We start from the raw sequence: 26,265 nt of genomic DNA, 5'->3' as shown, positions 1-26,265 counted from the left end.
AAAACGTAATGAGAAATGGGACGCTACACGCCATTTATCCACAGTATCTGTGGGTTAAAAATGTGTTTCCAAAAAACAGGAAACACAGTTGCTACTTTTACAATATTAATCGTGTATTTTAAACTTTGTCAGCAGTCTGAAGCTGGTGGTAACGCCGGCTGTTTACTATATCCAAAACTAAAAGAGAGCGGATTATTCGTGAAATAAGAACCTACTCTAGACCTGATAGCCGAGCAACAACAGTGTTTCTTTATGTTGCTGCATATCGGCAACGTCGGGCAGTTCGCCCCAAATCTGAAAACCGCACTTTTGCAGCACGCCGACACTAGCAGGATTCCCCTTAAACACAAAACCCAACAGCGTTGAAAATTGTAGCGGCTGCATCTGCTGCTGCAAAAAACGCACCACTTGGCTACCGATGCCTTTTCCTTGTGCGCTTTTGTCCAGATAAAAACTGGCTTCAGCAGTAATACCATAAGCCGGACGGCCGTAAAACGGCGACAGCGTTGCCCAGCCGATCAGGCGGTTATCGTGGGCGCGCACCGACCAAATCGGATAACGCGGGTTATTTTGATGAAACTCAAACCAGGCTTGGCGATCGGCAACACTAATCGGCTCTAAATCGGAGGTGATGTGGCGGCAAGCGATCGTCTGGTTATAAATAGCAACAATCTGATTTAAATCCTGTGTTGCTGACGGTTGGATACTGATTTCTGTCATCTTATTTCCTGTTTTATTTTTATGATTATTGGGTGGTGCTATTCAACGCTGTTCGGCAAACGTAAGCTGACTTCAGTGCCACCAGTGGCGCGACGTTGAATGTTCAATATGGCTTTTAATTCTTGCGCCCGTTCGTGCATGATATTCAAACCGTAGTGCCCGCTCGGTTCATTTAGTGACGGAATGCCGATGCCATCATCGCGAATCAGCACTTCATTTTCGCCATCTGGATTGGTTTTGGCAACTACTTCAATCAATGAGGCGCTGGCGTGCTTAATACTGTTCAGTACCGCTTCGCGCACAATTTGCAGCAGATGAATTTGCTGCTGTGCGTTTAATAGTTGTGACGGCAGCGCACAATCGAGCACAATTTTTGCTTCGGAACGAGATTGCAGCGAGTCGATCACCTCTTGCAATGCCAATGTCAAATTGGACTCGCTGACGGTCAACCGGAAAGTCGCCAACAGCTCTCGCAGTTGGGTGTAGCCGTCGCTCAGTGCGGTTTCAAATTGGTTCAAAATGGTCAAACTTTTGTTGGCTTTTGCGGCATCCACTTCTTGTAGAATGCTGCGTTTTAATAAGGTTAATTGAATCTGTAAATAGGCAAGCACCTGTGCCAGCGAATCGTGCAGTTCACGAGCGATAATCGAACGTTCCTGCATTAAGATCAAATGCTGCCGCTGGCGCAACAGCTGGTAAGAGTGGATTGCCCGCCCCAACATTTGTGCAATATTTTCGATGGTGCGTAAATCGGGATAGGCTTCGCTGCGCTGCCAGTTTAAGTTGCCTAGATGTTGCTCGTTGATCATAATTCGGGTGGTTTGCCAAGGCACGTCGCTCTCTTGTCCAGCTTGCAGATCAAACATCTCATTGCCGTTTGCACTCAGACGTACTACTTGCAGCTTCTCATTCTGCTGCAATAGCGTCAGCACCGTCAGCAGATTTTCCCGTGTGATTTCGTGCAGAGTCAGTTGCTGGGAGGAGTAGTATAACATCGATAACGTGCGGTTGATTTGAGTCAAGCTACGGGTTTTCTGGCTCACTTGCTCCTCAAGCGAAAGGTAGAGTTTTTGCAGCTGCGCTGCCATTTGGGTAAACCCGCGTGATAATTCGCCCAGCTCATTGGCGCTGTCGATATCCAGTTCGATATGTTGAAACTGACTGTTTTGTACCTGCCGACTGGCAGTCACTAAACGTTGCAGCGGCTCGACCACTTTTTTGCGGCTGTAACTGAGTAAATAAGCACTCAGCAGAATCATCAGTAATAGGCTGAAAATATTAATATAAATCGCAAAACGGATTCGTTGTTCGGAGAAAACTTGCAATACCGAGACAAAATTATCGACCTGTTCCACATAACGCTCTAGATTTTGTCGATACAGCTCCGGCTCGTGTTGCAGAATATATTGCTCCATCACCGCCCAACTTTCCAGCAAAGTGCGGTATGCGATCTGCACCTTACTTGGCACATAAAAACGCTCTAAACTCATCAATGTCGGGGTTTGCAGACTGGCGCGATAAGTTTTCATTCCGTGTTCCAGCAGCTCAGGCTGATATTGCATCTCGTGCAGCAGGCGATAGCTCTGCATCCGCAGCGAGCCGGACACATTGATCATCTCCGCATCGGAATGGTTGCTGATCATAATCAATGTGGTGACACAAGTGGACAGCCCCGACAGCAGGATAATCAACACTAAATTATACGCCAACCGCGACGTGACGGACTTCTTGATTTGCACGACTTGCTCCAAGGGTTTCAGCAATGGTGGTTAGGATTGATGGGATATTATAAGCATTCTAGCAAGTGCGGTATAGCTAACTTAGCGGTTAAAGCGCGGTATTTTGCCTATTATGACTTTCAATAACCGGTGGCAGCTTTCTAGGCGACCATTTAAAAATTCCATTCAATATGAAATAAATTTTCCACATTAGGTAAATTCGAATACAGTACGGACTGAAACATAGCTGAGTTTACTACTTATTACATAAATAATTTCCTAAAATTTGATCTCGATAGCAAAATGAAAGATTAGCAATTGCGCAAATCAAATTCGAAACGTATATTTCATAAATGAAATGGTGATTGTTATTAAAACCGATTGTTTATCGAGATACGAGGAGAATTTATGCTAGCGTTTATATCATTCGTCGGCTTCACTGCCATGGTGGCGCTGATTGCCTGGTGGTACACCAGACATGACGATCTCAGCCATTCTGAAGGATATTATCTTGCCGGTCGTTCGTTAACCGCGGTGTTTATTGCCGGTTCGATGATGCTGACCAATTTATCCACTGAGCATTTGGTTGGGTTGAACGGTTTGGCGTATCGTTCGGGCTTTATTGTGATGGCGTGGGAAGTGATGGCGGCGATTACGATTGCGATGTTCGCATTTTACTTTTTACCAAAATATTTAAAACTTGGTATCGCTACGATTCCGGAATTTTTAGAAAAACGCTTCGATAAAGGCACGTTGCTGATTACTTCATTGCTGTTTCTGGGCTGTTATGTGATTTCGTTGTTGCCTATCGTGTTGTATACCGGTGCTTTAGCGCTTGAAAGCTTGTTCCGGGTGTCTGAAGTCTTTGGCGTGGATAAGACGACCGCACTTTGGATCATGGTGTGGGGTGTTGGTATTTTGGGTTCGATTTATGCGATTTTCGGCGGGCTGAAAGCGGTGGCGGTTTCCGACACCATCAATGGCGTCGGCTTGTTGGTCGGCGGGATTATGGTTACTGTTTTGGGCTTGATGTACGTTGGTGATGGTAACGCTTGGAATGGGTTAAAAGAGGTATATCATGCCAATCCGGATCATTTTAATTCTATTGGCGCTACGGATTCGGTGGTGCCGTTTTCAACACTGTTCACCGGCTTGATTGTGTCGAACATGTTTTTCTGGTGCACTAATCAATCGATTATTCAGCGTGCTTTGGGCGCTAAAAATCTGAAAGAAGGGCAGAAAGGGGTGCTGTTGTGCGCTTTCTTAAAACTGTTAGGTCCTTTACTGATTATTCTGCCCGGTATCATTGCGTTCCATATTTTCCAAGGCAAATTGGATATTCCCGATCAGGCTTATCCGGATTTGGTGCATTTGGTGTTGCCGGATGCGTTGGTCGGCTTCTTTGCCGCCGTGGTGGTCGGAGCGGTGTTGTCCACCTTTAATAGTGCGCTGAACTCGTCGGTGACTTTGTTTTCGCGCAATGTGTATAAAGTGCAGATTAACCCCAATGCCAGTGATACCAAACTGGTGAATGTCGGCAAAGTGGTCGGGATTATTTTGGCTGTGGTGGCGATGGTGGTGGCGCCATTGGTTGCCAATGCGCCGGATGGGTTATTTTATCTGATTCAGCAGCTGCAAGGGGTGTTTAATGCGCCGATTTTAAGCGTGGTTGTAGTGGGTTTGCTGACTAAACGCGTGCCGTCGATTGCCGCAAAATTTGGGCTGATTTTCGGGATGGTTTCCTACATTGTGTGTAACTTTATTTTAAAAGTCGATATGCACTTCTTCCATTTGGTAGGGCTGTTGTTTGTGATCAATGTGGTGATTATGCTGCTGATTGGACACTTTAAACCGATGGAACAACCGTATCAAGAAGTCTATACCCAACAAGTGGACATTGAACCTTGGGCATATGTTAAACCGGTTGCGTTGGTGATCACGCTGCTGTCTTTAACCATGTATATCTTTATGGCACATAATGTACCGACCTTAGTTTGGATTGGTTATTACTGTTTTGCTGCCGGCACTTTGTTGTATTTCCTGTATGTTTTTGTGCAACAGCGTAGTAAGCAGTTGAAATCAGTCGCCTGATAAAAAATATACCTAAATAATTGCCCCATTCTTGTTGGCTGTGGTGTTGCTAACCAAATGGGGCGATTGATTTTCTCGATATCGTACGAACCGCACTTTGATGTTTTTATAATGATCGTTTGTAAACCTCGCCTAAGGTTTGTTTTTGCGAACCGAACAGACGAATGATTTGTGCTAAAAACAACTCACCGGCGGCAATGGCGTCAATTAAGGCGTTATGATTAATATATTCCGGCAAGCCATAATGTCGGCGTACACGACCCAATTGATAAGCTTGTTGCGGTTGTGTGACAACGAAAGTTCGTTCCAGTTTTAAGGTGTCCAGCCAAAGCAATGGAAACGATTGCAATTTATATTTCATTGCCAAATAGTGCTGAATAAAGCGCTTTTCTATATTTGAACCATGCGCTATCACGATGCGTCCTTGCATCTGAGTGAATAGCTGCGTCATCACCTGATCCAAGCTGACCGCACTTTGTAGCATTTGCGGTACGATATGGTTAATCACAGCAGTATCTTGTTTAATTTGCTGCTGTGCTACAAAATCATGGCGAGATTCAGACAATTTCAAGCAAAAATCGTCAATCGGTATACTGGCGACACTGAGGATATGATCGATCATCGGATTCAGCCCGGTGGTTTCAAAATCGATCACCAGATAAGACAACGATTTGAGATCGGTGTCGGCATGCGGATAAGCGGCGGTAAACAGTGGTAATAGCGCTGGCGGACATTGGTGTTGAGCGCATAATTCGATGCGTTGCTTCTCCAGTTTTGCCAAAGGATCAAATCGCTGCTGCCAGCGCTTGAAAAGTGATTTCATCGCAGCAACCCTTTCTGTGAAAAACGCAATTCCGCCGCCTCCTGCAATTTGGCGATTAAACGAAAAGCATCTTTCAGATTATTACGTTCAAACGAAGTTAAATCATCAGGGGTAATGTGGTTGGTGAGCATTTGTTGCTGTTGCAATGCCTGCGCTTGATATTTAAACCGCACTTCGCTCACGAAGTGATACGCTGCTAAAATATCGTCCAACGTGGCTTGGTTGATCACGTTGGCTTGATAGCATGCCTTGAACCGTTCTTCAGTCGAAGACGCCTGCACGATGCCGGCAGACAGCGCATAAATACGCCCTAAATCCACTAATAAGCTGATGGCACGTTTTTTCAGATTCAGTTTGTTTTTGTGTTCTCCATCTTTGATCAGCACAAAATTCCTGAAAATATTCAGCGGTGGTTTAACTCGGATCGCATTAGCCGTCAAAAAGGCTAAAAAACGTCTGTTTTGCCCAATCAATTGAACAAAAAACTGCTGCAACTCGGTGCCCAAATCTGATGCGCCGTAAATGGCACGCAAATCGAGCAAAACCGACGCATTGAGTAATCCTTCTTGTTCCGGATTCTGAATCCAGTGGCGGAAATCTTGTTGCCATTCAGCCAAAGATTGACACCATCTCGGATTCGAGGCCATATAACCACCAGAACATTTTTCATAACCGCACTTGTCCAGCCCGTCATTGACAAATTCAGCCAGTCGTAAAAAATAACGCTGCTCTTCAAAACTTAATTTCCGTTCGGTGATGATGGCATTGTCTTGATCAGACAGCGGATGAATCTCATAACGGGCTTGGGAGCCGGAAACCAGCCATGCGTAGCGACACGGCGCCACGCCGCAGTAATGTTCTGCCATCATGAGTAATTTTTGGTTGAAGGCGTCGGCAATCAATGTCATCACTTGCATAATATGTTGATAGTGAGTCCCGCTATTGACCAAGGCTGCAAACAGTGCCTGCCGTTTTTGCCCCAGTTTAATCAATAACGGCAGCGAATCTGCCTGAAAAATATGGTTAATCAAAAAAATAGACTGAGTGCTGTTTTTCTGAACTAAATCGGTGGCGGTCAAAATGCCTAAAACCTGATTGTCTGCCATCACCGGCAAACTGCGGATATTGTGTTGCATCATCAACGAGACTGCATTCAGTACCGAATCATCGGCAGCAACCGTGGGAGGATTCGGGGTCATGATATGGGTGATCGGCAATTGCACATCCAACGCTTGCGCCACTACTTTTTTAGTCATATCGCGATCGTTGACAATACCGATAAGCTGCCCGTCCTGCATGATTAACGCCGACGAACGGCGCTGTTGGCACATTTTTTCTGCGGTATGCTGAATGGTGGCACGGGCATCAACCTGTGCAATTTTGCGGTTTGCCACTTCGGCCACAGATTGCATAAAAAGATTGCCTTGACCTTGCGCTAAATGGGTTTGTGCAGCCTTATGCAGGCGAATGTTGGCATCACTGGCAAAATATTCTGCATATTCAGGGTGTTGCTGTAAAATTCGGTGCAGGATAGCGTAGGGGACTTGATAAATCAGGCTGTTTTCAATCGCAAGTGCGGTGTAATGCTCTTCTTCCAGTGGGTTAAAAATACTGAAACCAAACACGCTGCCACTTTCTAATCTTGCCCGCAGCTCCCCATTCGCTTTTTTTTGTTCGACCGCACCGGTGCGGATTAAATACAGACAGCGTTTGTCACGTTGTTCTTCAAACGCAATCACTGCACCTTCGGCAATATAACGGATTTCAATATTGGCAGCGATTTGACTGATGACACTTTTTGGCAGGTGATTAAATGGGTCAATTTGGGCAATAAACCATTCAATATTCGGAATCAAAGAGCTGTCCATCGCATTTTTCCTCATAGTGTATAGCAAAATCAAAGACACCTTAAATCGGGTAACTTAAGGTGTCTTTTCATGTTAATCATTATTACAAATCAATCAAGTGCGGTATTTTTTCCACAATTGGATCAAACGTTGATAGCGCTCGGAAACCGCAGCAATCAACTGTTGATCGTCGAGTTTTCCTGCTAACCACTCGGCGGACGGTTCGGCGAAAATGGTTCTGCCGACGGCAAAGCCTTTCACCAATTTTGCGTTGGCAGCCGCTTTAAAGGTTGCATCGAACACGGACTCCGGTGCATCTAAACCCAGAATCAGGATACCGCGACAGTAACTGTCGTTGCTTTCGATAATTTGGCTTAAATCTGCCCAACCGTCGGCGCTGATGCCCGGCAGTTTCCACCAATCGGGTTTGATGCCTAAGCGGTAGAGATGTTGCACAATTTCACTGTAATAGTGCTCTTGTTGCTCCATATCCAACGGCAGAATAATTTCCAACAGCAGTTCGTGCCCGGTGCGGCAACAGGCTTGATAGACATCCAGCAGTTTTTGGTCTTGTTGCGCTTTCAAATCAGTCGTATCGTGTGGGTGGTAAAACGCTAAACATTTGACCACATGTTCTTGCGGCCAAGTGATCAATTGACTGCCTAAGTCGCCATATTCCAATGCCAATGGGCGTGAAGCCGGTTTTTCAATCGGGCGTCCAATCCACCAGTTTTTGCCGGTGATCGCATTTAATGCGTCTTGTCCGTAAGTGGTGTCGGCTAAAATACCGGACTGTCCATTATCCACGCCTTCTGCTTTGGCGGTTTGTTGTGCCGCTTGCAACAACAGTGTTTTCAAGTACGGTATCCGTTTCGGATCAGCACCGCACTTTTGTGCCATTTCGTCCAGTTGTTTGCGGTGATCAAAGGCGAAGATACACAGATTATTCCATTCGGTTTTGCGCGTGGTGACACGGTGTAGATGGTTTAAAGTGACATCTAAATCCGGGCGAGGCACCGATTCGGCACGGGACAAATAGTCATCCAGCTCTTTTTTGCTCGGCATTGCCGGTGCACAGCCATGACGGGATACCACCAACGCACCGCAGGCATTGGCGTAGCGACAGGCTTGCTCCCAACCTTCGCCGTTGATATAACCGCGTAATAAACCGGACATAAAGGCATCGCCGGCGCCCAGTACGTTTAGCACGGCCACCCGTACGCCGTATACGTTCAAGCCACCATCTAAATCATCAGGAATCTCACCCTCGAACACCGAGCAGCCTTGCGCGCCACGTTTGCACACCAAGGTTGCTTGGCTGCATTGGCGTACGTTCTTAAGTGCGGTCAGGGTGTCGGTCGAGCCGCCAGCGATATGAAATTCCTCTTCGGTACCGACCAGCACATCAAAGTGGTGTAACACCTCTTGTAGCGAATCGGTTACCGCTTGTGAATCCACATAGCGGGTTTCACCATCGCCAAGCGATGTTAAGCCCCACAACACCGGGCGATAATCAATATCCAGCAACCGTTTCACGCCGTTGCGTCCGGCATATTCAAGTGCGGTCAGCACTGCATGGCGGGTTTTCGGGTGCGAAAGATGGGTGCCGGTGATCGCCAAGGCTTTTGCCGAAGCGATGTAGTCTTCGCTGAAGTCATCGGCACTGATCGCCATATCGGCACAGTTGTCACGATAGAAAATCAGTGGGAAGGTTTCGTTATCTTTGATGCCAAGAATGACAAGTGCGGTCAAGCGCTCTTTGTCGGTAATCAAGTGACTGGTATCTGTACCGACGCTTTGCAACTCTTGACGTAAAAAACGCCCCATATGTTCGTCGCCCACCCGGGCAAGCATTGACGATTTCAAGCCCTGAATCGCCGTGCCGTATGCCACATTGCCAGAGGAGCCGCCAAGATATTTGGCGAAGGTGGTTTCGTCTTCCAAGCGGGAACCGATCTGTTGCCCGTATAAATCGACGGCAATCCGTCCGAGACAAATGAGGTCTAAGGGTTTTGATGCGGGCTGTTGTGACATAGTGATCCTCTCCTGTATTTACTGCGTACTGTTTTGCAATTGCGATAATGCCAATCAAAACAAACCATTTAACTTTGTTTTATTTTAGAATAAATATTTCATTTTGCTATTATCAACTCGTTTTTTTGGGATCTTGATCTCAAAAAATTTTTTTAGGTGCTGTTTCTAACCTCATTTCAGTAATAACTCATGTGGCTCGTTTTAGCCAAAAAAACCGGACTTTTCACTTTTTTTGATCAAGAAATTGATCCAGCTCGCAAAAATGAAATTTACATTTCATTTTGTATTTTATTGAAATTAATTTTGAGTAGAATAGCGACTGTAAACATTCACTGTAGCAGTCATTCACTGTAGCATTGATAGCTCGCATTATTTTGGCAGGAGAATCTATGAAAACACAAAAACTCACCGTTGCCCAAGCACTCATCAAATTTTTAGACAACCAATATGTGGAAGTGGACGGCAAAGTCAGCAAATTTGTGAAGGGTATTTTTGGCATTTTTGGACACGGTAACGTGCTTGGTTTGGGGCAAGCGTTGGAACAAGACAGCGGGCAGTTGATTGTGCACCAAGGACGCAACGAACAAGGCATGGCGCATGCGGCGATGGGATTTGCCAAACAGAAGGCACGCAAACAGATTTACGCCTGCACCTCCTCAGTCGGCCCCGGCGCTGCCAATATGATCACCGCAGCAGCCACGGCGACCGCCAACCGAATTCCGCTGCTACTGTTGCCCGGCGATGTGTTTGCCACCCGGCAACCGGATCCGGTGCTGCAACAGATCGAGCAAAGCTATAATTTGAGTATCAGTACCAATGATGCGTTTAAAGCGGTGAGTAAATATTGGGATCGGGTCAATCGTCCGGAACAGTTGATGACCGCCTGTATTAATGCGATGCGGGTGCTGACCGATCCGGCGGAAACCGGGGCGGTAACAATTGCCTTGCCGCAAGATGTGCAAGCGGAAGCGTATGATTTCCCTGAGTATTTTCTGCAAAAACGGATTCACCGCATTGAACGCACTTTACCAACTGAACCGATGCTGCAACAAGCGCTGGAATTGATCAAACGCAAGCAAAAACCGTTGATTATTTGTGGCGGCGGCGTACGTTATTCCGAAGCGGCTGCAGAGCTGAAAGCCTTTGCTGAAGCCTATCAAATTCCGTTTGCCGAAACCCAAGCGGGCAAAAGTGCGGTGGTTTCCGCGCATCCGCTTAATGTTGGCGGCGTGGGCGAAACCGGTTGTTTGTCTGCCAATTTGTTGGCGAAAGAAGCCGATTTGGTGATCGGTATTGGTACTCGTTACACCGATTTCACCACCTCGTCCAAATGGATTTTCCAACATCCGGAAGTGGAATTTTTAAATATCAATATCGCGCGTTTCGATGCCTATAAACTGGACGGGGTGCAAGTTACCGCCGATGCTAAAGCCAGTTTGCAGCAACTACAGCCGTTGTTGCAAGCCACCGGGTATCAAGCACAATGGCGCGATCAGATTGCGCATGCCAAACAACAGTTCGAACAAGAGTTAAACCGGGTGTATAACATCACTTATAGTGGCAAAACCTTTGTGCCGGAAGTCAATGACCGCCTAGATACCGCTGCGGTTTATCAGGAATTCCAACAAATCACCGGTTCATCACTGACTCAAAGCCGAGTGTTAGGCATTTTGAACCAGACATTGGGCGAAAACGATATTATTGTTGCAGCCGCTGGCAGCTTGCCGGGGGATTTGCAACGCACTTGGCAAAGCAAAGGCGAAAATACCTATCATCTGGAATACGGTTATTCCTGTATGGGCTATGAAGTCAATGCCGCCTTGGGCGCAAAACTGGCGGAACCGGAAAAAGAGGTGTATGCCTTCTTGGGCGACGGATCGTATTTAATGCTGCATTCGGAGTTGATCACCTCGATTCAGGAACATAAAAAAATTAATATTATCCTGCTAGACAATATGACCAACGGTTGCATCAACAACTTGCAAATCGGCAACGGCATGGACAGCTTCTGTACCGAATTCCGTTTCAGAAATCCGCAAACCAACCAGCTGGATGCCGGCTTTATCCCGGTGGATTTTGCCATGAATGCCGCCTCTTACGGCTGCAAAACCTATAAAGTCAGAACCGAAGAAGAGTTGAAAACCGCAATTGAAGAGGCAAAAAAACAGAAAGTCTCTACGCTGATCGATATTAAAGTGCTGCCGAAAACTATGGTGCATGGTTATGGCAGTTGGTGGCACGTCGGCGTAGCAGAAGTGTCGGAAAAAGAGCGGGTGCGTGAGGCTTTCCAAAAAGCGGAAATTCAGATTAATCGTGCCCGTCGTTATTAAATAATCGAGTTAAATACAGTATTTAAAATCACCTTTGAAGGAGAAACAAACAGATGAAAGCAGAAAATGTGAAATTGGGTATCGCCCCAATCGGCTGGACCAATGATGACTTGCCGGAATTGGGCGCAGAAAACACCTTTGAACAGTGTGTCAGTGAAATGGCGTTGGCAGGATATGAAGGCTGTGAAGTCGGCAATAAATATCCGCGTGATGTAAAAGTGCTGAAACACAAATTGGACGTGCGGGGCATTCAAATCTGTAATGCGTGGTTCAGTACTTTCTTTGTGGACGGCAAAAAAGAGCAAACCATCAAAGATTTTATTGAACACATGAATTTCTTACACGCCATGGGCGCCAAAGTGATCGGTTGTTCAGAACAGAGCCGCAGTATTCAAGGGCAGAAAAAAGCGATTTTCAAAGAAAAAACGGTGTTTAACGATGCCGAATGGCAGTTGTTGGCGGAGGGCTACAACGAGCTGGCTAAAATCGCTGCCGAAAAAGGCATGAAAGTCTGTCTGCATCACCATATGGGCACCGGGATTCAAACGCCACAAGAGGTTGATCGCTATATGGAAGTGACCAATGATGATGTCTATCTACTGTTTGATTCTGGTCATCTTTACTATTCTGAAGGGTCACAACAAGCGATGTTAGACGTATTGGAAAAATACATTGACCGTATCGTCCATGTGCACTTGAAAGATGTGCGTGATGACGTGGTTGCCGAGGTCAAAGCCAACGATCTCAGCTTCTTGGAAGGGGTGAAAAAAGGGACGTTCACCGTACCGGGAGACGGTGTGATTGACTTCAAACCGATTTTTGAAATTTTAGAAAAACATGACTACAAAGGTTGGATGGTAGTGGAAGCCGAACAAGATCCGGCATTGGCGAATCCATTTGAATATGCCTTGAAAGGCCGTAAACACATTAGAGCAGTCGCAGGAGTTTAAGATGATTAAAGTAGGTATTATCGGCGCAGGCCGTATCGGACGTGTGCATTCAGAAAGTATCAGCAAATATGTCAAAGGCGCGGAAATTAAAGCGATTTCCGACATTAAAGTCACCGAAGAGCTACAAGCTTGGGCGAAATCGATGGGTATTGCGCATGTCTATGACGACTACAAACAAATTCTGCAAGATCCGGAAATTGATGCGGTGTTAGTTTGCTCTTCCACTAATACCCATGCCCCGATTTCGATCGAAGCCGCGCAAGCCGGTAAACACATTTTCTGTGAAAAACCGATTGATGCCGATGTGGGCAGAATTAAGCAAGTGTTGGCAGCGGTAGAAAAAGCCGGGGTGAAATTCCAAGTGGGCTTCAACCGCCGCTTCGATCACAACTTTAAAGCGATTAAAGATCGTGTTGTCGCCGGCGACATTGGCGAGCCGCATATTATCAAAGTGACCTCACGCGATCCGGATGCGCCACCGATCGAATACGTTAAAGTCTCCGGTGGCATGTTCTTTGACATGACAATTCACGATTTCGATATGATCCGCTATCTTTCCGGCAGCAATGTCACCGAAGTGTTTGCGGTCGGCAGCGTGTTGGTTAACCCGGAAATCGGCAAAGCCGGTGACATCGATACCGCCGTCATCACCTTGAAATTGGCCAACGGCGCAATCGGTGTGATCGACAACAGCCGCAAAGCGGTTTACGGCTACGATCAACGTGCCGAAGTATTCGGTTCAAAAGGTGCGATTCAAATCAGCAACGACACCGGCTCAAGTGCGGTTTTCTCCGGTGAACAGGGCGTGGTAGCGGAAAAACCGAAGTATTTCTTCCTCGAACGTTATATGCAGTCATTCGCCGATGAAATCTCCTGCTTTGTCGATTCCGTGGTCAATGACAAACCAACCGTCGTCAACGGCGACGACGGCCTACAACCTGTTTTGATTGCACTGGCTGCGAAAAAATCGATGGAAGAGGGCAGACCGGTTAAGATTAGTGAGGTTGGTCAATAGATTAAAAATTTAAACCACATTGATTCGCTTTCTTGAGAAATGTAGCATTCTACGCTCAAGAAGGCGAAATTTCTATAAATCACTCTCTTCTAATGCTATAAAACTCCAAATTCATCAAAATAAAAATTAATTTTAAATCAAATAGATAAATTTATTCCTCCTTTATTATTGCAAATAATGCAAAAACTTCTTGTCATATACAACAGAAAGACTATAATTTAGTAAATTATTTTTATATTTACTAAATAAATGAGGAAAACATATGAGCAATGATTTAATTACATTAGCATTAGACTTACTCTCCTGCACTCAGAAAGAGCTTGCAGGTAAATTAGCTGTGTCGCCTACTCAGATTAGTAAATGGAAAAAAGGCGAATATATGTCGTTTGAATCAGAGGAAAAGCTAAAAAAAATACTAGAAATAGATAATCTTGACCCAAGTTTCATTTTACTTGTTGGTTCAATAGAGAATGCTAGAAATTGGGATAGACTTATCCACTTTATTGCCGAGTTAGCAGAGGAGCAAGCTGAGACGGGGTATAATACGATACCATTGCAAGATGAATTAGAAATATTAAGTTCATATATGTTTCGAATTTTAAAAGAGATTGGTATAGAGATTCCTAAATCTTTTCCTCACCAATTTCTACTTGATTATAATAATATTATGTCTGGAGATGATGATATTTACTTTAACTTAATAGATGGCATAGAAGAAAATTCATTAACAAATATAATCTATCAAACATTTCTAGCATTGAATGATATTTATGGGTTTTATGCAGCTTATATTGATCAATTAATGTTTAATGATGACATGGAATTTTTTGACGAGCTAAGCCAAATTGAAAGTTGTTTGATTGATTTGGCAGTATGTAAAATAGATATCTCGGAAACTATAGCACCTAATTTTTTAGAGTTTAAATTTAAAACAACAACACAGTATCGAAAATGGATAAATGCTATTAAACATAAAGCTTTTCTAGCTAATATCCCATTGAAAGCTGAATTAATGAATTTAGTATCTGATGATCATAACACAATAGGTCACCAAGCAGAGCGAGAAAGCTTGGGATTTAATAATGATATGATTCATCCTGATATTTATATGAACGAATTACTACAAGGAATGCGGTTAATTCATCAAGTGCTACCTGCTATTGTAAAAAAATTGGATATTAAAGATTTTCAAATTAATGAACAAGATTTAAGTGTCTAATTTAATATTATACATGTAGGCATAGTAGACAAAAAGGTTGGTCAAAACTTGCTTAAAGCCTTACAGTATAAGGCTTTGAGTGAGTTTTATAAAAATGACTAAAAAAGTGCCCTTTTTGCAGTAGCCACGCTTACCATAAATACGGATTCAAAATCGGTATTCAGAGATATAAATGCAGCGATTGCCAACGCATTTTTACGTTTAAGAAATCATTAAACTCCGCCCAAATTTGTGACACAAGCGTTAATGAGCCACAAGTAAAGATGTTGAATCTAATTATGGATGTCACGTTATTCATGATGAATTTTATTACGCAAAGCAATTTCAAGCATTTGAATAATAGGGAAAAAACTACTGGATAAATCTTGATATGCAAAATAAGCAGATAATTTTTCTTTATTACTGATACAGTTTAGGTATTCCTCATAATAAGCTAGTCTAGCCAAGGAGACTGTATTCATCAAATTTTTACTTTTCACAAGTTCTTTTTCTATAGTAGTGCTTTACTTATAAAACTTTAGTTGTTATCATAACAGCTATCGAGGAGCATTCGAGCCAAAATTATTTGGTTTTATTGTGTACCTTTAGTATGTAAATAAGCCCATAGCAAGCTATGGGCTTTGTCTTTTCTAGCCTCTCATCTAGCATTTCAACTATTTAAAATATAAACAAACACCAACAACCAACAGACCCTATTGATTAACATATACCGCACTTATTATTTACTAATAAGTGCGGTATATTCGTTTATTAGAGGAATACAGTTGCTACTATGCTAATTATTATGCTCTTCTCATACGGCGGATCAAAATCGTCGCACAGCCAAATCCAAGCAAACTGAACGCGGACATAATATAAAAAACGTTATTGTAGCCGGTAATACCAGGATAATTATCAAGCATATAACCGTATAGCGTATAGCCGAACATTGACGGCATATAACCGATTAAGCAGCCTAATGCCATAGAAGAACCGGCATATTCTCTTGGTACACCGATCTCTTCCATTGGGGCAAAAAAGACCGCTCTTTGCGTAAAAATGATTGCACCGAAGCCTAATGTTGCCGTCATACCGAGATAAACACTCATCGATTCATGCGGTAATTGAATAAAAAGGATCATACTGACAAAAGCCACGATAAATGCAGTTTGCAAATATCTTAACGGAGAATGGAATATTTTATCCGATAAAAAGCCGCCTAGCGGTCCGCCAATCATTTTTAAACCGTATTGGTTGATAATGCCGTAAGCACCGACTAATGCGACCGGTAAACCGTAAATATCTTTTAAGAATGGGATAAAATAAGTTAGGCCGGTATAGGAAGAATACACAAAGAAAATAACAAACGCGGCGAGCCAAGTATTAACATCTTTAATCACATATAGAATACCACTGAAAACTTTTGCATTGGCAGATTTATCTTTTTCAGTGACTTTAATATGATCTTCGTCACCAACTAAGAAATAGGTTATAACACCAACAAGTGCGGTCATCAGCGTATAATAGAGAATACCTGCTTGCATACCGGCTTTGCCTTCACCGAACAAGACAAAGATACCCAAGGCGCCGAAAGCGACAATCACATCGACAACGCCTCGTCCGGCCTCTAAAAAGCCGAATAATCTGCCTTGCTCCTCTTTTGTGCCGAGTAACCGTACCGCTTTGAGTAGCACCGGCCAATAGACGACTTCTCCAAAAAAAGCCAGCCCGGCAAACGCAAAAACATAGCCGGTAAATGTAGGAAGCGTGGATAGGTAAAGTCCGCAAGCCGCAACCCCCAACAGTCCTGCCGGCAGCAAATATTTTTTTGAAAAACGATCGGCGAGATACATCGAGAAAAAATAGCCGATTGTCTGTACAATAGCATAAAAAGTGAAACCTAAGCCGATTTCGGTATTGCTCAACCCCCAATCTTGCTGCATCGGCACATAGAAAACATCTTTAATGCTAGAAAGTTTATAAATTGTACCGCCACCCAGTACCAAAAAGCCGAGTTGTACCCATTTGTTAGCAAATAATCCAGTTGTTCTGTTCATAATTACGCTCTCCCGAGATAAGCGACTGCTTCTATTTCGACGAGTGCGTCTTTAGGCAAACGTGAAACTTCAACGCAGGAGCGGGCAGGATACTCATTCTCAAAGTAATCCGAATAGATTTGATTAAACGAATTAAACCGCTCAATATCTGTTAAAAAGCAGGTTGTTTTTACAATGTCTTTTTTACAGCCGCCGGCCGCTGTTAAAATAGCATCCAGATTTTTTAGCGCTTGACGGGTCTGTTCTTCAATAGCGCCAGCAACCATGTTGTTGGTGTCTGCTGTAATCGGTATGCAACCTGAAATATATAGCCAGTCCTTAACTCTTACGGCTTGTACATAAGGTCCGATCGCCGATGGCGCAAGTGCAGTGTGGATAGTCTGTTTCATTATTTTTCCTTAACAATATTTTTGTTTTAAGTCATATAGGGCATCAATTGAGGTTTTCAGCCCGTCCAGTTGTGCTTGAGTAAGGATTGCCAGTGCTTGTGAAGAAATTTTGTGAGGATAATAGTAATCTAAAGGTTTGATTAAACTCTCTGCAAAAGGGGGCGGTTTGATTTGAAAAGCACCGCTAAAAGTATCCATGCCTCCCGTACCTTTCGGGCGTGCAAAATTGGCGCAATAGGGATAGCAATTTTCGATATTGATATGTGTAATCGGCGAATCTTCCAGTAAAATTTTAAAACATTGATCAATGTTGATGCTTCCCTGCCCGATAGGTACGCCGCATACAACTGGAGTATCATCATGCACGATCACGATGTGATCTTTAAAATGGGTGGAATAGGTATAAGGCGCCAGTGCTTTGACCGCTTCAACCGGATCCTCCCACGCCATCATAGAATTACCGATATCGCAATGTGCGCCGACCCATTGGCTGTTTACCGCTTCGATAATGTGGATAATTTCTTGTGATGTTTCGTGTTCATGGTTTTCCAATGCTAATTTAATACGATATTTTTTGAGTAAAGGTACGATAGCTTTGAGTTGAGTTGGTGCTTTTGCCATACGTTGCGAGTTAAATTTACCGCTGCTGACATAGGTTCGCACCACATCGGCTCCCAGTTCATTGGCAATTTTCAATGCCGGTGCTAAACTTTCCGTATCACAAAATCGGGTATCTATTTCACAATAAAGATTATACTTTTCAATGGTTTCTCTAACTCGGTGTAGATAGGTCTTCTGATCGCTATCAAGCACACCAAATTGTGGATGAAGATTCAGATCAGGAATAATATTCAGCTCTACACCATCCAAACCTAGTTGCCACGTTTTTTTAATGAAAGCAAAAACGTCCATTTTTCGATGCTGAAAAAGGAGATGGCAAGATTCTGTTTCTAATCCGAATTTCATTGTTAACTCCTTATGTGTCGGAACAATTGCGTAAGTGTAAATATACGGTGTGGGTTGAAATGCCCAATAAATTGGCAATCACTTTGGTTGCCCCCTTCAATTCGAATAGCCCCTGCTGGTAAAGCTCGGTGATAATCAGTTTATTTTTATTATTTACACCGATAGTCGGATCATGACTGATTCTGTCGATCACTTTTTCAGCCGTCTGATTGAATAAATCGTCGATATTTTCTGCAAATAGTTCCCCATTTTTAATTTCATTGACTGTCGCTGATTGCACTTGAGTCGTATTTGTACTCAACAAAAAAGACATAAAATCGTGTAATGGGGTATCGAGGCTTAAATTGACACAGAGCAAGCCGATAATGCGATCGTTTTCACCCAATACGGCTTGAGTGATAGAGCGCATTTTTTGTCCGTTTTTAGCATGGGTAAAATAGGCATCAGTCACAAATGTTTTTTCTTCCGTCATCTGTTTCAGCATATTTAAGGCGGTGCTGGTGATAGGCGCACCGACCGCTCTATCGGTCAAATGGGAATTCACTATCTTGATCACCGAGCATTGCAAATCGGCTAAAGAGTGCAGCACCACTTCGCAATCGTTTCCCAATAGATTTTTTAGCATCGTCAAAACCGGTTCCTGCGAACGCAGAATTTGTTTATCAACCAGCGTTAAAGGATAGGTTAGTGTTGGAAAATCCCGTGTTTGATTTAGTTTTACCATGTTACGTACTCAAATATTTTTTATTAAAAAATCATAAAATCAATTAAAGTTGATTTTGTATCTTTATACAATCAACTTTAATTGATTTTGTGATCATGATCGAAGAATAGGTGTGTGAAGATACAAGGGGTAAGTGTAAAACTACGGTGAGATTGTTAAACGGCTATAAGATGAAATAAAAATAAGAAAAAGCCGAATAGAAATATTGATTCCGATTCGGCTTTTCTAATGCTTTAGAATATTAGGGTCTGTTGATCTTTGTTTATATTTTAAACACAATCCGTAGGACTATGGCTATTTTTCGCCACTACGGCGTTAAAAGCTGCTCGTTTAGAATGACTAAACTTCACAACTTTTGCCTTATTTATTTGCAAAAAGAGTGGCGAAAAATAGTCTATAGCTCAAATTATAAACAAAGATCAACAGACCCTAAACTCAGGCTAACTAAACCGCCCCTCTCCGGCTTTTTGCATAAGTATCAAACGATACTGCGAGGATAATAATTGCCCCCATGATGATTTGTTGGTAGTAGGCGGAGACGTCCATTAGTACTAATCCGTTGATCAGGACACCCATGATAATCGAGCCGAAGATGGTGCCGGTGATGCGGCCATAGCCGCCCATCAGAGAGGTGCCGCCGATGACCACGGAAGCGATAACCCGTAGTTCAAATGCTACTCCGGCAACAGATTCGGCGCTGCCTAAGCGGGCGCTTAAGATAAAACCGGCCAGACCTGCCAGTGCTCCAATGACCACATAGACGCTGATCAAAGTGCGGTTGATGTTGACGCCGGCCAAGCGTGCGGCTTCCGGGTTGCCGCCGACGGAATAGACATAGCGTCCCCAGCGGGTTTTGTGTAGCGCAATATAGCCGAGAATGGCGACAATGGCAAAGATCACCACCGGCACCGGCACTCCTAGCAGATCGCCGCGTCCCCACCAGCGGTAGCCTTGGTCAAAACCGGCGATTGGCGCACCATCATTAATTACCAAGGTCAGACCACGCCAAATGGTCATACCGCCTAAGGTGACGATAAACGGTGGAATTTTCAATTTGGTCACGCCTAAGCCATGCAGCCAGCCGATAAAGGTTCCCATCGCCAAACAGATCCCCAAGCCGATCAGCCAGCTCATGCCGCCCCAAGCACCGGGTTCGACGGTGACGGTGTTATCGCCTTTAATCACATGAGCGGCAAAAATTGCACACACCGCCAGCACGGAGCCGACGGAAAGGTCAATCCCGGCAGTTAAAATCACGAAGGTCATACCAACCGCCATGATGCCGAAAATCGACACTTCGGTCAGGATGTTAAAGATATTGCGTTCGGATAAAAACGCACTGTTTTGGAATTGGAAAAAGATAATCAAAAACACTAGAAAAACCAGCACTCCAAACCGCTCGAAAAAGGCAATCGGGTCTTTTTTACCGTTTTCGTCCACAATCCCTAAATTTTTTAGCATATTCTCAAACATAATACTTTCCTTATCTTACAAGCCTGTTTAATGCCGGTTTACACCGATCGCCATCATTGACATCAATTTTTCTTCGGTTGCATCATCACCGTGGATCTCACCGGTCACTTTTCCTTCCGAAAGGGTAATAATCCGGTCAGAAATCGCCATGATTTCCGGTAAATCGGAAGAGATCACTAGCACGGCAACGCCTTTTTTAGCCATATCAAACAACACTTGATGCACTTCGGATTTTGCGCCGACATCAATGCCGCGCGTCGGTTCATCAACAATTAATACTTTTGGATTTAATGACATACAGCGGGCAAGAATAATTTTCTGTTGATTTCCGCCGGACAGTTTGCGCGCTTCCAATGAGGCGCTTGCCATTTTGATACTGAGTGCTTGACGATAGGATTCGATCAAATCTGTTTCACGGTTCTCATTCACAAACCATTTCATGGTGAGCAGATTTTTTAAATTGGAAAGCGTCATATTGGTGCGAATCGGTAAGCCGAGTACCAGTCCCTCTTTTTTACGGTCTTCCGGCACCAGCGCAACGCCCAGATCCAATGCTTCCAAAGGAGAGTTGGCATGATAAGATTTGCCGTTGAGGGTGATTTCGCCCGATTGATAGTGATCAGCGCCAAACAGGCAACGCGCAATTTCGGTTCGCCCTGCCCCGACCAGTCCGGCAATTCCCAACACTTCGCCTTGATGAATATCGAAACTGACATCGTGCAGCGCAATACCGTGTGGATCCATTTGTGGTTTTTCTTTTTTTAGATAACGGACGGATAGCACCACCGGTTTATCTTTATGTTGGGTTTCACTTGACGGGCGGCGGTTGAAGATGACATTACGACCGACCATCATGCGGATAATTTCATCTACATTGGTTTCGGCAACGTTGCCTTCACCGGTATACTTGCCGTCTTGGAAGACGGTGAAACGATCGCACAGCGCAAACACTTCGTTGAGGCGGTGGGTAACATAAATAATACTGACCCCACGGGATTTTAGATCACGCACAATTTGATGCAGGGTTTCCACCTCTTTATCGCTCAATGCTGCAGAGGGTTCGTCCATGATAATCAGTTTGGCATTCAAGGTTAAAGCACGGGCAATTTCAACCATTTGTTGTTGTGCGACGCTCAATTGCGCCACCTGTGCATTGGGTGAGATATTGAGTTTGAGATTATCCAGCACCATTTTGGCTTCTTGTTCGAGATTTTTGCGATCAACAAAGATGCCTTTGGTTAATGGTTCGCGCCCAAGAAAAAAATTCTCCGCTACCGTCATATTTGGCAACAGATTGAATTCTTGATAAATGGTGACGATGCCTTGCAGTTGTCGCGCGTGCGGGCTGTCGTTGATATCCAAGGTTTTACCATTGAAAATGATCTCGCCACTGGTTTGCGGCTGTGCGCCGGACAAGGCTTTCAGCAAGGTGGATTTTCCGGCACCGTTTTCACCCAACAAGGCATGAACCTCACCGGCAGCAACCTGTAATTGCACACCGTTCAGTGCCAAGATGCCGGAAAAACTTTTAGTAAGATTCTGGACTTTTAATAAAGGGGCTGACATATAGACCTCTCAGATCCGGCTGCAATATGCTGAATATTGCAGCCGGGAATTGATTTATTTTACTTCTCCGATTCGCTCTGCATCATTTAAGTTACTTTGCGTAATCACCGTCGGAGCGAAGTCTAGCCCTTTTACTTCAGCGCCGCCGCGCGCTTTGGTGACGACTTGTTCAAGTGCGGTTTTGACCGCATAGCTTGGGCGTTGATCGGCGGTGGCATATAACCAGCCTTCTTTAATACGAGACAAAGCTTCTGGGCCGGCATCAAATCCAGTTACCAAAATATCACCGGCTTTATAACCTAAACCATTTAATGCTTCGATGGCGCCTAATGCCATATCATCGTTAGCGGCCAAAATCACGTCCGGTTTTTGTTTTAAGGTCGGCAGCACACTCTCAATGATCCGTAATCCTTCAGAACGTAACCAGTTGCCAGTTTGATCGACCAGAATGTTGTATTTGCCGTCTTTTAATCCGTCACGAATACCGTTCATCCGTTCGATATTGGAACTGGAGCCCGGCTGTCCGGTCAGCAAAATGATATTCGCACCATCCGGGAATTTTCCTTTCACAACGTTAGCGATTTCTTGTCCACCGGTGTAGTTATTGGCACCAAAGTGCGGTATTGGCTGACTGCTTTGTACTTTACGATCCAACGTTGCGGTTGGAATTTTTTCGTCGATAATTTCTTCCACCGCAGCGGCAATCGCATTGACATCGTTAGGGGCGATGATAATCCCTTTTGCGCCTTTGGTAATTGCATTTTCCAAGTCGGCGGCTTGCTTGGTGGAGCTGCTTTGCCCGTCGAGAACTTGTAAATTGACTTGTAATTCTTTAGCGGTATTCATTGCGGATTTGGAGAGTTGCACTTCAAATGGACTAGATAAGTTCGGCAGGCTGAAAACTACCAATTCATCTTTTGCATAAACATTAAACGCTAAGCCAAGCGTTAACAAAGAAAGGGCTAATTTACGACTTGTTTTCATATATTCACCTCATAATATTTGGACGTGACATAATACGATTAGAAACATCAATCATAGCTACGTCATGGTATTTAAAGCTGAAACTGCCTGGCTTTGACTAAACAGTTGTGAAAAGACAGGTGGTTTCGGATACGACGTTAAAGGGCGATTTATTTAATTTAGAATAAAAAATCAATAATTTCTAATGTTTGAAATGTTTGGTTCATTTCGAAGTGAAGAATAGCATTACCTGAAATGCTGTCAATAATATTGGAAAATTTGTTTCAATTTTGTTAAGCAGATCATAAAAATTGTCTATGATCTGCCGAAATTTGACAGTTGTGTCTATTCAGAATAGACATCAACCCATGTTTTGGTTGCTGCGGATTTGGCAATGGCTTCCAAGACTCGCGACACTTTATAGCCTTCCTCAAAATCAGGCCACATCGGTTTGTCTTCGGTTAAGCCAAGGATTAAATCGCGTACCTCAACGGTTTTTTGATCGTTAAAGCCAATGCCATGTCCGGCGCTGACACAAAACGGTTTGTAGTCAGGGTGCAGCGGTCCGGTGAGCAGGGTTTTAAAGCCTTGACGTGCCGGGTTATCGTCATGTAGATACAGCTTCAATTCCGCCATTCGTTCTTGGGTATAGCTGATGCTGCCTTTGGTACCGGTCACTACATAAGTTAAGCCCATTTTGCGTCCGCAGGCGATTCTTGAGGTTTCAATCGTACCCATCACCCCATTGGCAAAACGCAACAGACTACTTGCCTGATCTTCATTTTCAACCTGGATCAGCTTGCTTCGATCTTGCGGATCAGGGCGCTGTTTGATCACGGTTTGCAGATCGCCATTGACGCTGACAATGTCTTCGTCCAGCAAATATTGCGCCATATTGACAATGTGCGCGCCAATATCACCCAACGCACCCAAGCCGGCTTTTGCCCGATAACAGTGCCAATCGATCGGGGTGTCCGGGTTGGCTAAATAGTCTTCATTGTGAGTGCCGTAAAAGTGGATAACTTCGCCGATTTCGCCGTTGCGAATAATCTCCCTTGCCAGTTGGCTGGTGGGATTTTTCATATAGTTAAACCCGACCAACGTTTTAATTCCGGCTTCGGTGGCGGCATCATACATCTCTTTGGCTTCAAGTGCGGTCAGTGCCAACGGCTTTTCCGAATACACATGTTTGCCGTGTTTGATGGCTTCGAGCGCAATCTCGCGGTGCAAAAAATTGGGTGTGCAAATATCCACAACATCCACATTCGGGTCACGCACCACATCGCGCCAATCACCGGTAGAACGTTTAAAACCAAATTCCTGCGCTTTTTGTGCTGCCAGCTCCGGGGTGATTTCTGCTAGATATTCCAGCACTAACTTGCCCTGTAAATTAAAAACGGTTGGTGCCTGAGCATAGGCAATTGCGTGGCAGCGCCCGATATAACCTGTGCCGATAAGTCCTATTCTGACGGTATCCATGTGTTCTCCTTACATTTATCGCTTTAAAAAAGGCGGATATTCAATTTGCCCTAGATTGCTGACAAAGGTTAAAACACACGATTGATATTGTAAAAGTAGGGGCGGATTATATATCCGCCCGAACCGCACTTTGTATTTTTCCTTTATTGATTAAGCGCTTATGCCACACTTCGCAAACGGGCGGATATATAATCCGCCCCTACTTTGCCTCATCAAATATCTTTATCAATAATCTGAAGTGGATATTCAATCCGCCCTCTTATGTTGTATCTTAGTTGTACCAATCGTAAATGGTCACAATGTCGGCATACTAAATGCCGCCCCTTGCTCCCGCACATTGTGATTCGGCCAGCGGCTGGTGATGGTTTTCATGCGAGTGTAGAAACGCACACCATCAGGGCCGTATACATTCAATGCACCGAAAATCGAGGCTTTCCAACCGCCAAAGCAATGGTAAGCAATCGGCACCGGAATCGGCACATTAATCCCGACCATGCCGGCTTGTACATCTTGGCTGTATTGTCTGGCGGCGTCACCGTCACTGGTGAAAATTGCACTGCCGTTGCCGTATTGGTGATCGTTGATCAGTTTGATTGCACTGGCATAATCTTTGGCTCTGACCACACATAATACCGGTCCAAAAATCTCTTCTTGATAGATGCTCATCTCGGTTGTGACATGATCGAAAAGACTGCCACCGATAAAATAGCCGTTTTCATGCCCGGCAACTTTGTAATTACGTCCGTCCACGACGAGCGTTGCCCCAGCGGCTACACCTTGATCAACATAGCTTGACACTTTTTCCAAGTGCGGTTTTGAGATCAACGGCCCCATATCGTTTTCTTTCTGTCCTTCCGGCAACACACCCGGACCGATACGCAACGCTTCTACTTTTGGTTTTAGGTTATTGACAATCGCATCGGCTACGGCATCGTCAATGGTGACCGCAACCGATAGCGCCATGCAACGTTCGCCGGCAGCGCCGAAAGCCGCCCCCAGCAACGCATTCGCCGTCATTTCAATGTCCGCATCCGGCATGATCAAGGCGTGGTTTTTGGCGCCGCCCAATGCCTGTACTCGCTTGCCGTGCGCCGAACCGACTTCGTAGATATATTGGGCAATCGGGGTTGAACCGACAAAGCTGACGGCTTGAATGCGTGGGTCACGCAACAAAATATCCACTGCTTCTTTATCGCCCTGCACCACGTTAAACACGCCGTCAGGTAAACCGGCTTGTTGCAACAACTCTGCCAAACGAATTGACAACGACGGATCTTTTTCCGACGGCTTCAACACGAAAGTATTACCGCATGCCAACGCAATCGGGAACATCCACATCGGCACCATCGCCGGGAAGTTGAACGGAGTGATCCCAGCGACTACGCCCAACGGCTGCATCACCGAATGGGTATCAATACCGCGCCCGACATTGGCGGAGAACTCGCCTTTCAACAAGTGCGGTATCCCGGTGGCAAATTCCACCACTTCCAGACCACGGGTTAATTCACCGATTGAATCGGAATAGATTTTGCCGTGTTCACTGGTGATCAATTTGGCTAGCTCATCAAAATTAGCTTCCAGTAATTCTTTGAACTTAAACAAAATTCGAGCGCGACGTAGCGGAGACTGCTGCGACCAATCAGCATAAGCGGCTTGGGCTGCGGCAATCGCGGAATCCACTTCAGTTGCGGTACTCAATTTGACTTGTTTGGTTTGCTCACCGGTCGCCGGATTGAACACCGGTGTTAAACGGGCGCTTTGACTTTCAACGGTTTTGCCATTGATAAAATTTGGAATAAACTGGCTCATATTTCTCCTCGATACAAATCGGCTGATGACAATTAAGGCATATTTCACGGATACAATACCCCTATGAAATATTTTTTTCAATCGAAAACCGCCAAAAATGAAATTTTTATTTC

19 protein-coding genes and 1 pseudogene are annotated in these 26,265 nt (G+C 44.5%); 6 read left to right on the top strand and 14 right to left on the bottom strand.

Translation table 11 applies throughout. The features are described 5' to 3' along the window. Positions 1-216: 216 nt before the first annotated feature. Positions 217-720, bottom strand: coding sequence for a GNAT family N-acetyltransferase (locus tag EDC16_RS10880; protein WP_132967884.1), 504 nt, complete (start codon positions 718-720; stop codon positions 217-219). A 38-nt stretch (positions 721-758) separates the two neighbouring features. Next, on the bottom strand, positions 759-2,459 hold the full coding sequence (gene narQ, locus EDC16_RS10875; protein ID WP_132967883.1) for a nitrate/nitrite two-component system sensor histidine kinase NarQ: 1,701 nt from the start codon (positions 2,457-2,459) through the stop codon (positions 759-761). A gap of 387 nt (positions 2,460-2,846) precedes the next feature. On the opposite strand from narQ, the gene EDC16_RS10870 reads away from it, so the two are divergent. Continuing rightward, a complete protein-coding gene (locus EDC16_RS10870; RefSeq protein ID WP_132967882.1) occupies positions 2,847-4,529 on the top strand; it encodes a solute:sodium symporter family transporter in 1,683 nt (560 codons plus the stop codon). Positions 4,530-4,635: 106 nt separating this feature from the next. On the opposite strand, the gene EDC16_RS10865 is transcribed toward EDC16_RS10870, so the two are convergent. The 3 genes from EDC16_RS10865 to EDC16_RS10855 form a co-directional block, all read right to left on the bottom strand. Continuing rightward, positions 4,636-5,352, bottom strand: coding sequence for an exonuclease domain-containing protein (locus EDC16_RS10865; protein ID WP_132967881.1), 717 nt, complete (start codon positions 5,350-5,352; stop codon positions 4,636-4,638). Continuing rightward, complete coding sequence (locus EDC16_RS10860) at positions 5,349-7,220, bottom strand: DUF294 nucleotidyltransferase-like domain-containing protein (RefSeq protein ID WP_132967880.1); 1,872 nt, start codon at positions 7,218-7,220, stop codon at positions 5,349-5,351. The genes EDC16_RS10865 and EDC16_RS10860 overlap by 4 nt, the downstream gene beginning before the upstream one ends. Before the next feature lie 93 nt (positions 7,221-7,313). Further along, positions 7,314-9,233, bottom strand: a complete 1,920-nt coding sequence (locus EDC16_RS10855) for a bifunctional 5-dehydro-2-deoxygluconokinase/5-dehydro-2-deoxyphosphogluconate aldolase (protein WP_132967879.1) — start codon at positions 9,231-9,233, stop codon at positions 7,314-7,316. 389 nt (positions 9,234-9,622) lie between these two features. On the opposite strand from EDC16_RS10855, the gene iolD reads away from it, so the two are divergent. The 5 genes and pseudogenes from iolD to EDC16_RS12940 all read left to right on the top strand — a co-directional run. Next, the gene (iolD, locus tag EDC16_RS10850; RefSeq protein ID WP_132967878.1) at positions 9,623-11,563 is read left to right on the top strand and encodes a 3D-(3,5/4)-trihydroxycyclohexane-1,2-dione acylhydrolase (decyclizing); all 1,941 of its coding nucleotides are present in this window, start codon (positions 9,623-9,625) and stop codon (positions 11,561-11,563) included. Positions 11,564-11,616: 53 nt separating this feature from the next. Then, positions 11,617-12,513, top strand: a complete 897-nt coding sequence (gene iolE / locus EDC16_RS10845; RefSeq protein WP_132967877.1) for a myo-inosose-2 dehydratase — start codon at positions 11,617-11,619, stop codon at positions 12,511-12,513. Between the two features lies 1 nt (position 12,514). After that, positions 12,515-13,528, top strand: coding sequence for an inositol 2-dehydrogenase (gene iolG / locus EDC16_RS10840; protein ID WP_132967876.1), 1,014 nt, complete (start codon positions 12,515-12,517; stop codon positions 13,526-13,528). A 262-nt stretch (positions 13,529-13,790) separates the two neighbouring features. Continuing rightward, positions 13,791-14,747: a helix-turn-helix domain-containing protein gene (locus EDC16_RS10835; protein ID WP_132967875.1), complete on the top strand. Its 957-nt coding sequence runs from the start codon at positions 13,791-13,793 to the stop codon at positions 14,745-14,747. A 116-nt stretch (positions 14,748-14,863) separates the two neighbouring features. Further along, positions 14,864-15,109, top strand: a pseudogene (locus EDC16_RS12940) (IS1/IS1595 family N-terminal zinc-binding domain-containing protein); the annotation flags it as partial. 420 nt (positions 15,110-15,529) lie between these two features. Here EDC16_RS12940 and EDC16_RS10830 read toward each other — a convergent pair. The 9 genes from EDC16_RS10830 to EDC16_RS10790 all read right to left on the bottom strand — a co-directional run bounded on the left by EDC16_RS10830 (position 15,530) and on the right by EDC16_RS10790 (position 26,152). Then, entirely contained in the window at positions 15,530-16,783 is a 1,254-nt protein-coding gene (locus tag EDC16_RS10830; protein WP_132967874.1) for an MFS transporter, read from the bottom strand. Between the two features lie 2 nt (positions 16,784-16,785). After that, complete coding sequence (locus tag EDC16_RS10825) at positions 16,786-17,172, bottom strand: RidA family protein (RefSeq protein WP_132967873.1); 387 nt, start codon at positions 17,170-17,172, stop codon at positions 16,786-16,788. A 9-nt stretch (positions 17,173-17,181) separates the two neighbouring features. After that, on the bottom strand, positions 17,182-18,138 hold the full coding sequence (locus EDC16_RS10820) for a sugar phosphate isomerase/epimerase family protein (RefSeq protein ID WP_132967872.1): 957 nt from the start codon (positions 18,136-18,138) through the stop codon (positions 17,182-17,184). 10 nt (positions 18,139-18,148) lie between these two features. Then, positions 18,149-18,862 (bottom strand): helix-turn-helix transcriptional regulator, encoded by a 714-nt coding sequence (locus tag EDC16_RS10815; protein ID WP_132967871.1) that lies wholly within the window; start codon positions 18,860-18,862, stop codon positions 18,149-18,151. Between the two features lie 444 nt (positions 18,863-19,306). Then, the gene (locus EDC16_RS10810) at positions 19,307-20,335 is read right to left on the bottom strand and encodes an ABC transporter permease (protein ID WP_132967870.1); all 1,029 of its coding nucleotides are present in this window, start codon (positions 20,333-20,335) and stop codon (positions 19,307-19,309) included. A gap of 27 nt (positions 20,336-20,362) precedes the next feature. Further along, on the bottom strand, positions 20,363-21,901 hold the full coding sequence (locus tag EDC16_RS10805) for a sugar ABC transporter ATP-binding protein (RefSeq protein WP_132967869.1): 1,539 nt from the start codon (positions 21,899-21,901) through the stop codon (positions 20,363-20,365). A 54-nt stretch (positions 21,902-21,955) separates the two neighbouring features. Beyond that, entirely contained in the window at positions 21,956-22,885 is a 930-nt protein-coding gene (locus EDC16_RS10800) for a substrate-binding domain-containing protein (protein ID WP_132967868.1), read from the bottom strand. Between the two features lie 324 nt (positions 22,886-23,209). Further along, complete coding sequence (locus EDC16_RS10795) at positions 23,210-24,343, bottom strand: Gfo/Idh/MocA family protein (RefSeq protein WP_132967867.1); 1,134 nt, start codon at positions 24,341-24,343, stop codon at positions 23,210-23,212. A gap of 294 nt (positions 24,344-24,637) precedes the next feature. Then, entirely contained in the window at positions 24,638-26,152 is a 1,515-nt protein-coding gene (locus EDC16_RS10790; protein WP_132967866.1) for a CoA-acylating methylmalonate-semialdehyde dehydrogenase, read from the bottom strand. Positions 26,153-26,265 lie beyond the last annotated feature (113 nt).

Source organism: Testudinibacter aquarius, assembly GCF_004342725.1.
In the GTDB taxonomy this organism is placed as follows: Bacteria; Pseudomonadota; Gammaproteobacteria; order Enterobacterales; family Pasteurellaceae; genus Chelonobacter; species Chelonobacter aquarius.
Note: the sequence above shows the minus strand (reverse complement) of the source record. Positions and strands in the feature narration are given on the sequence as shown.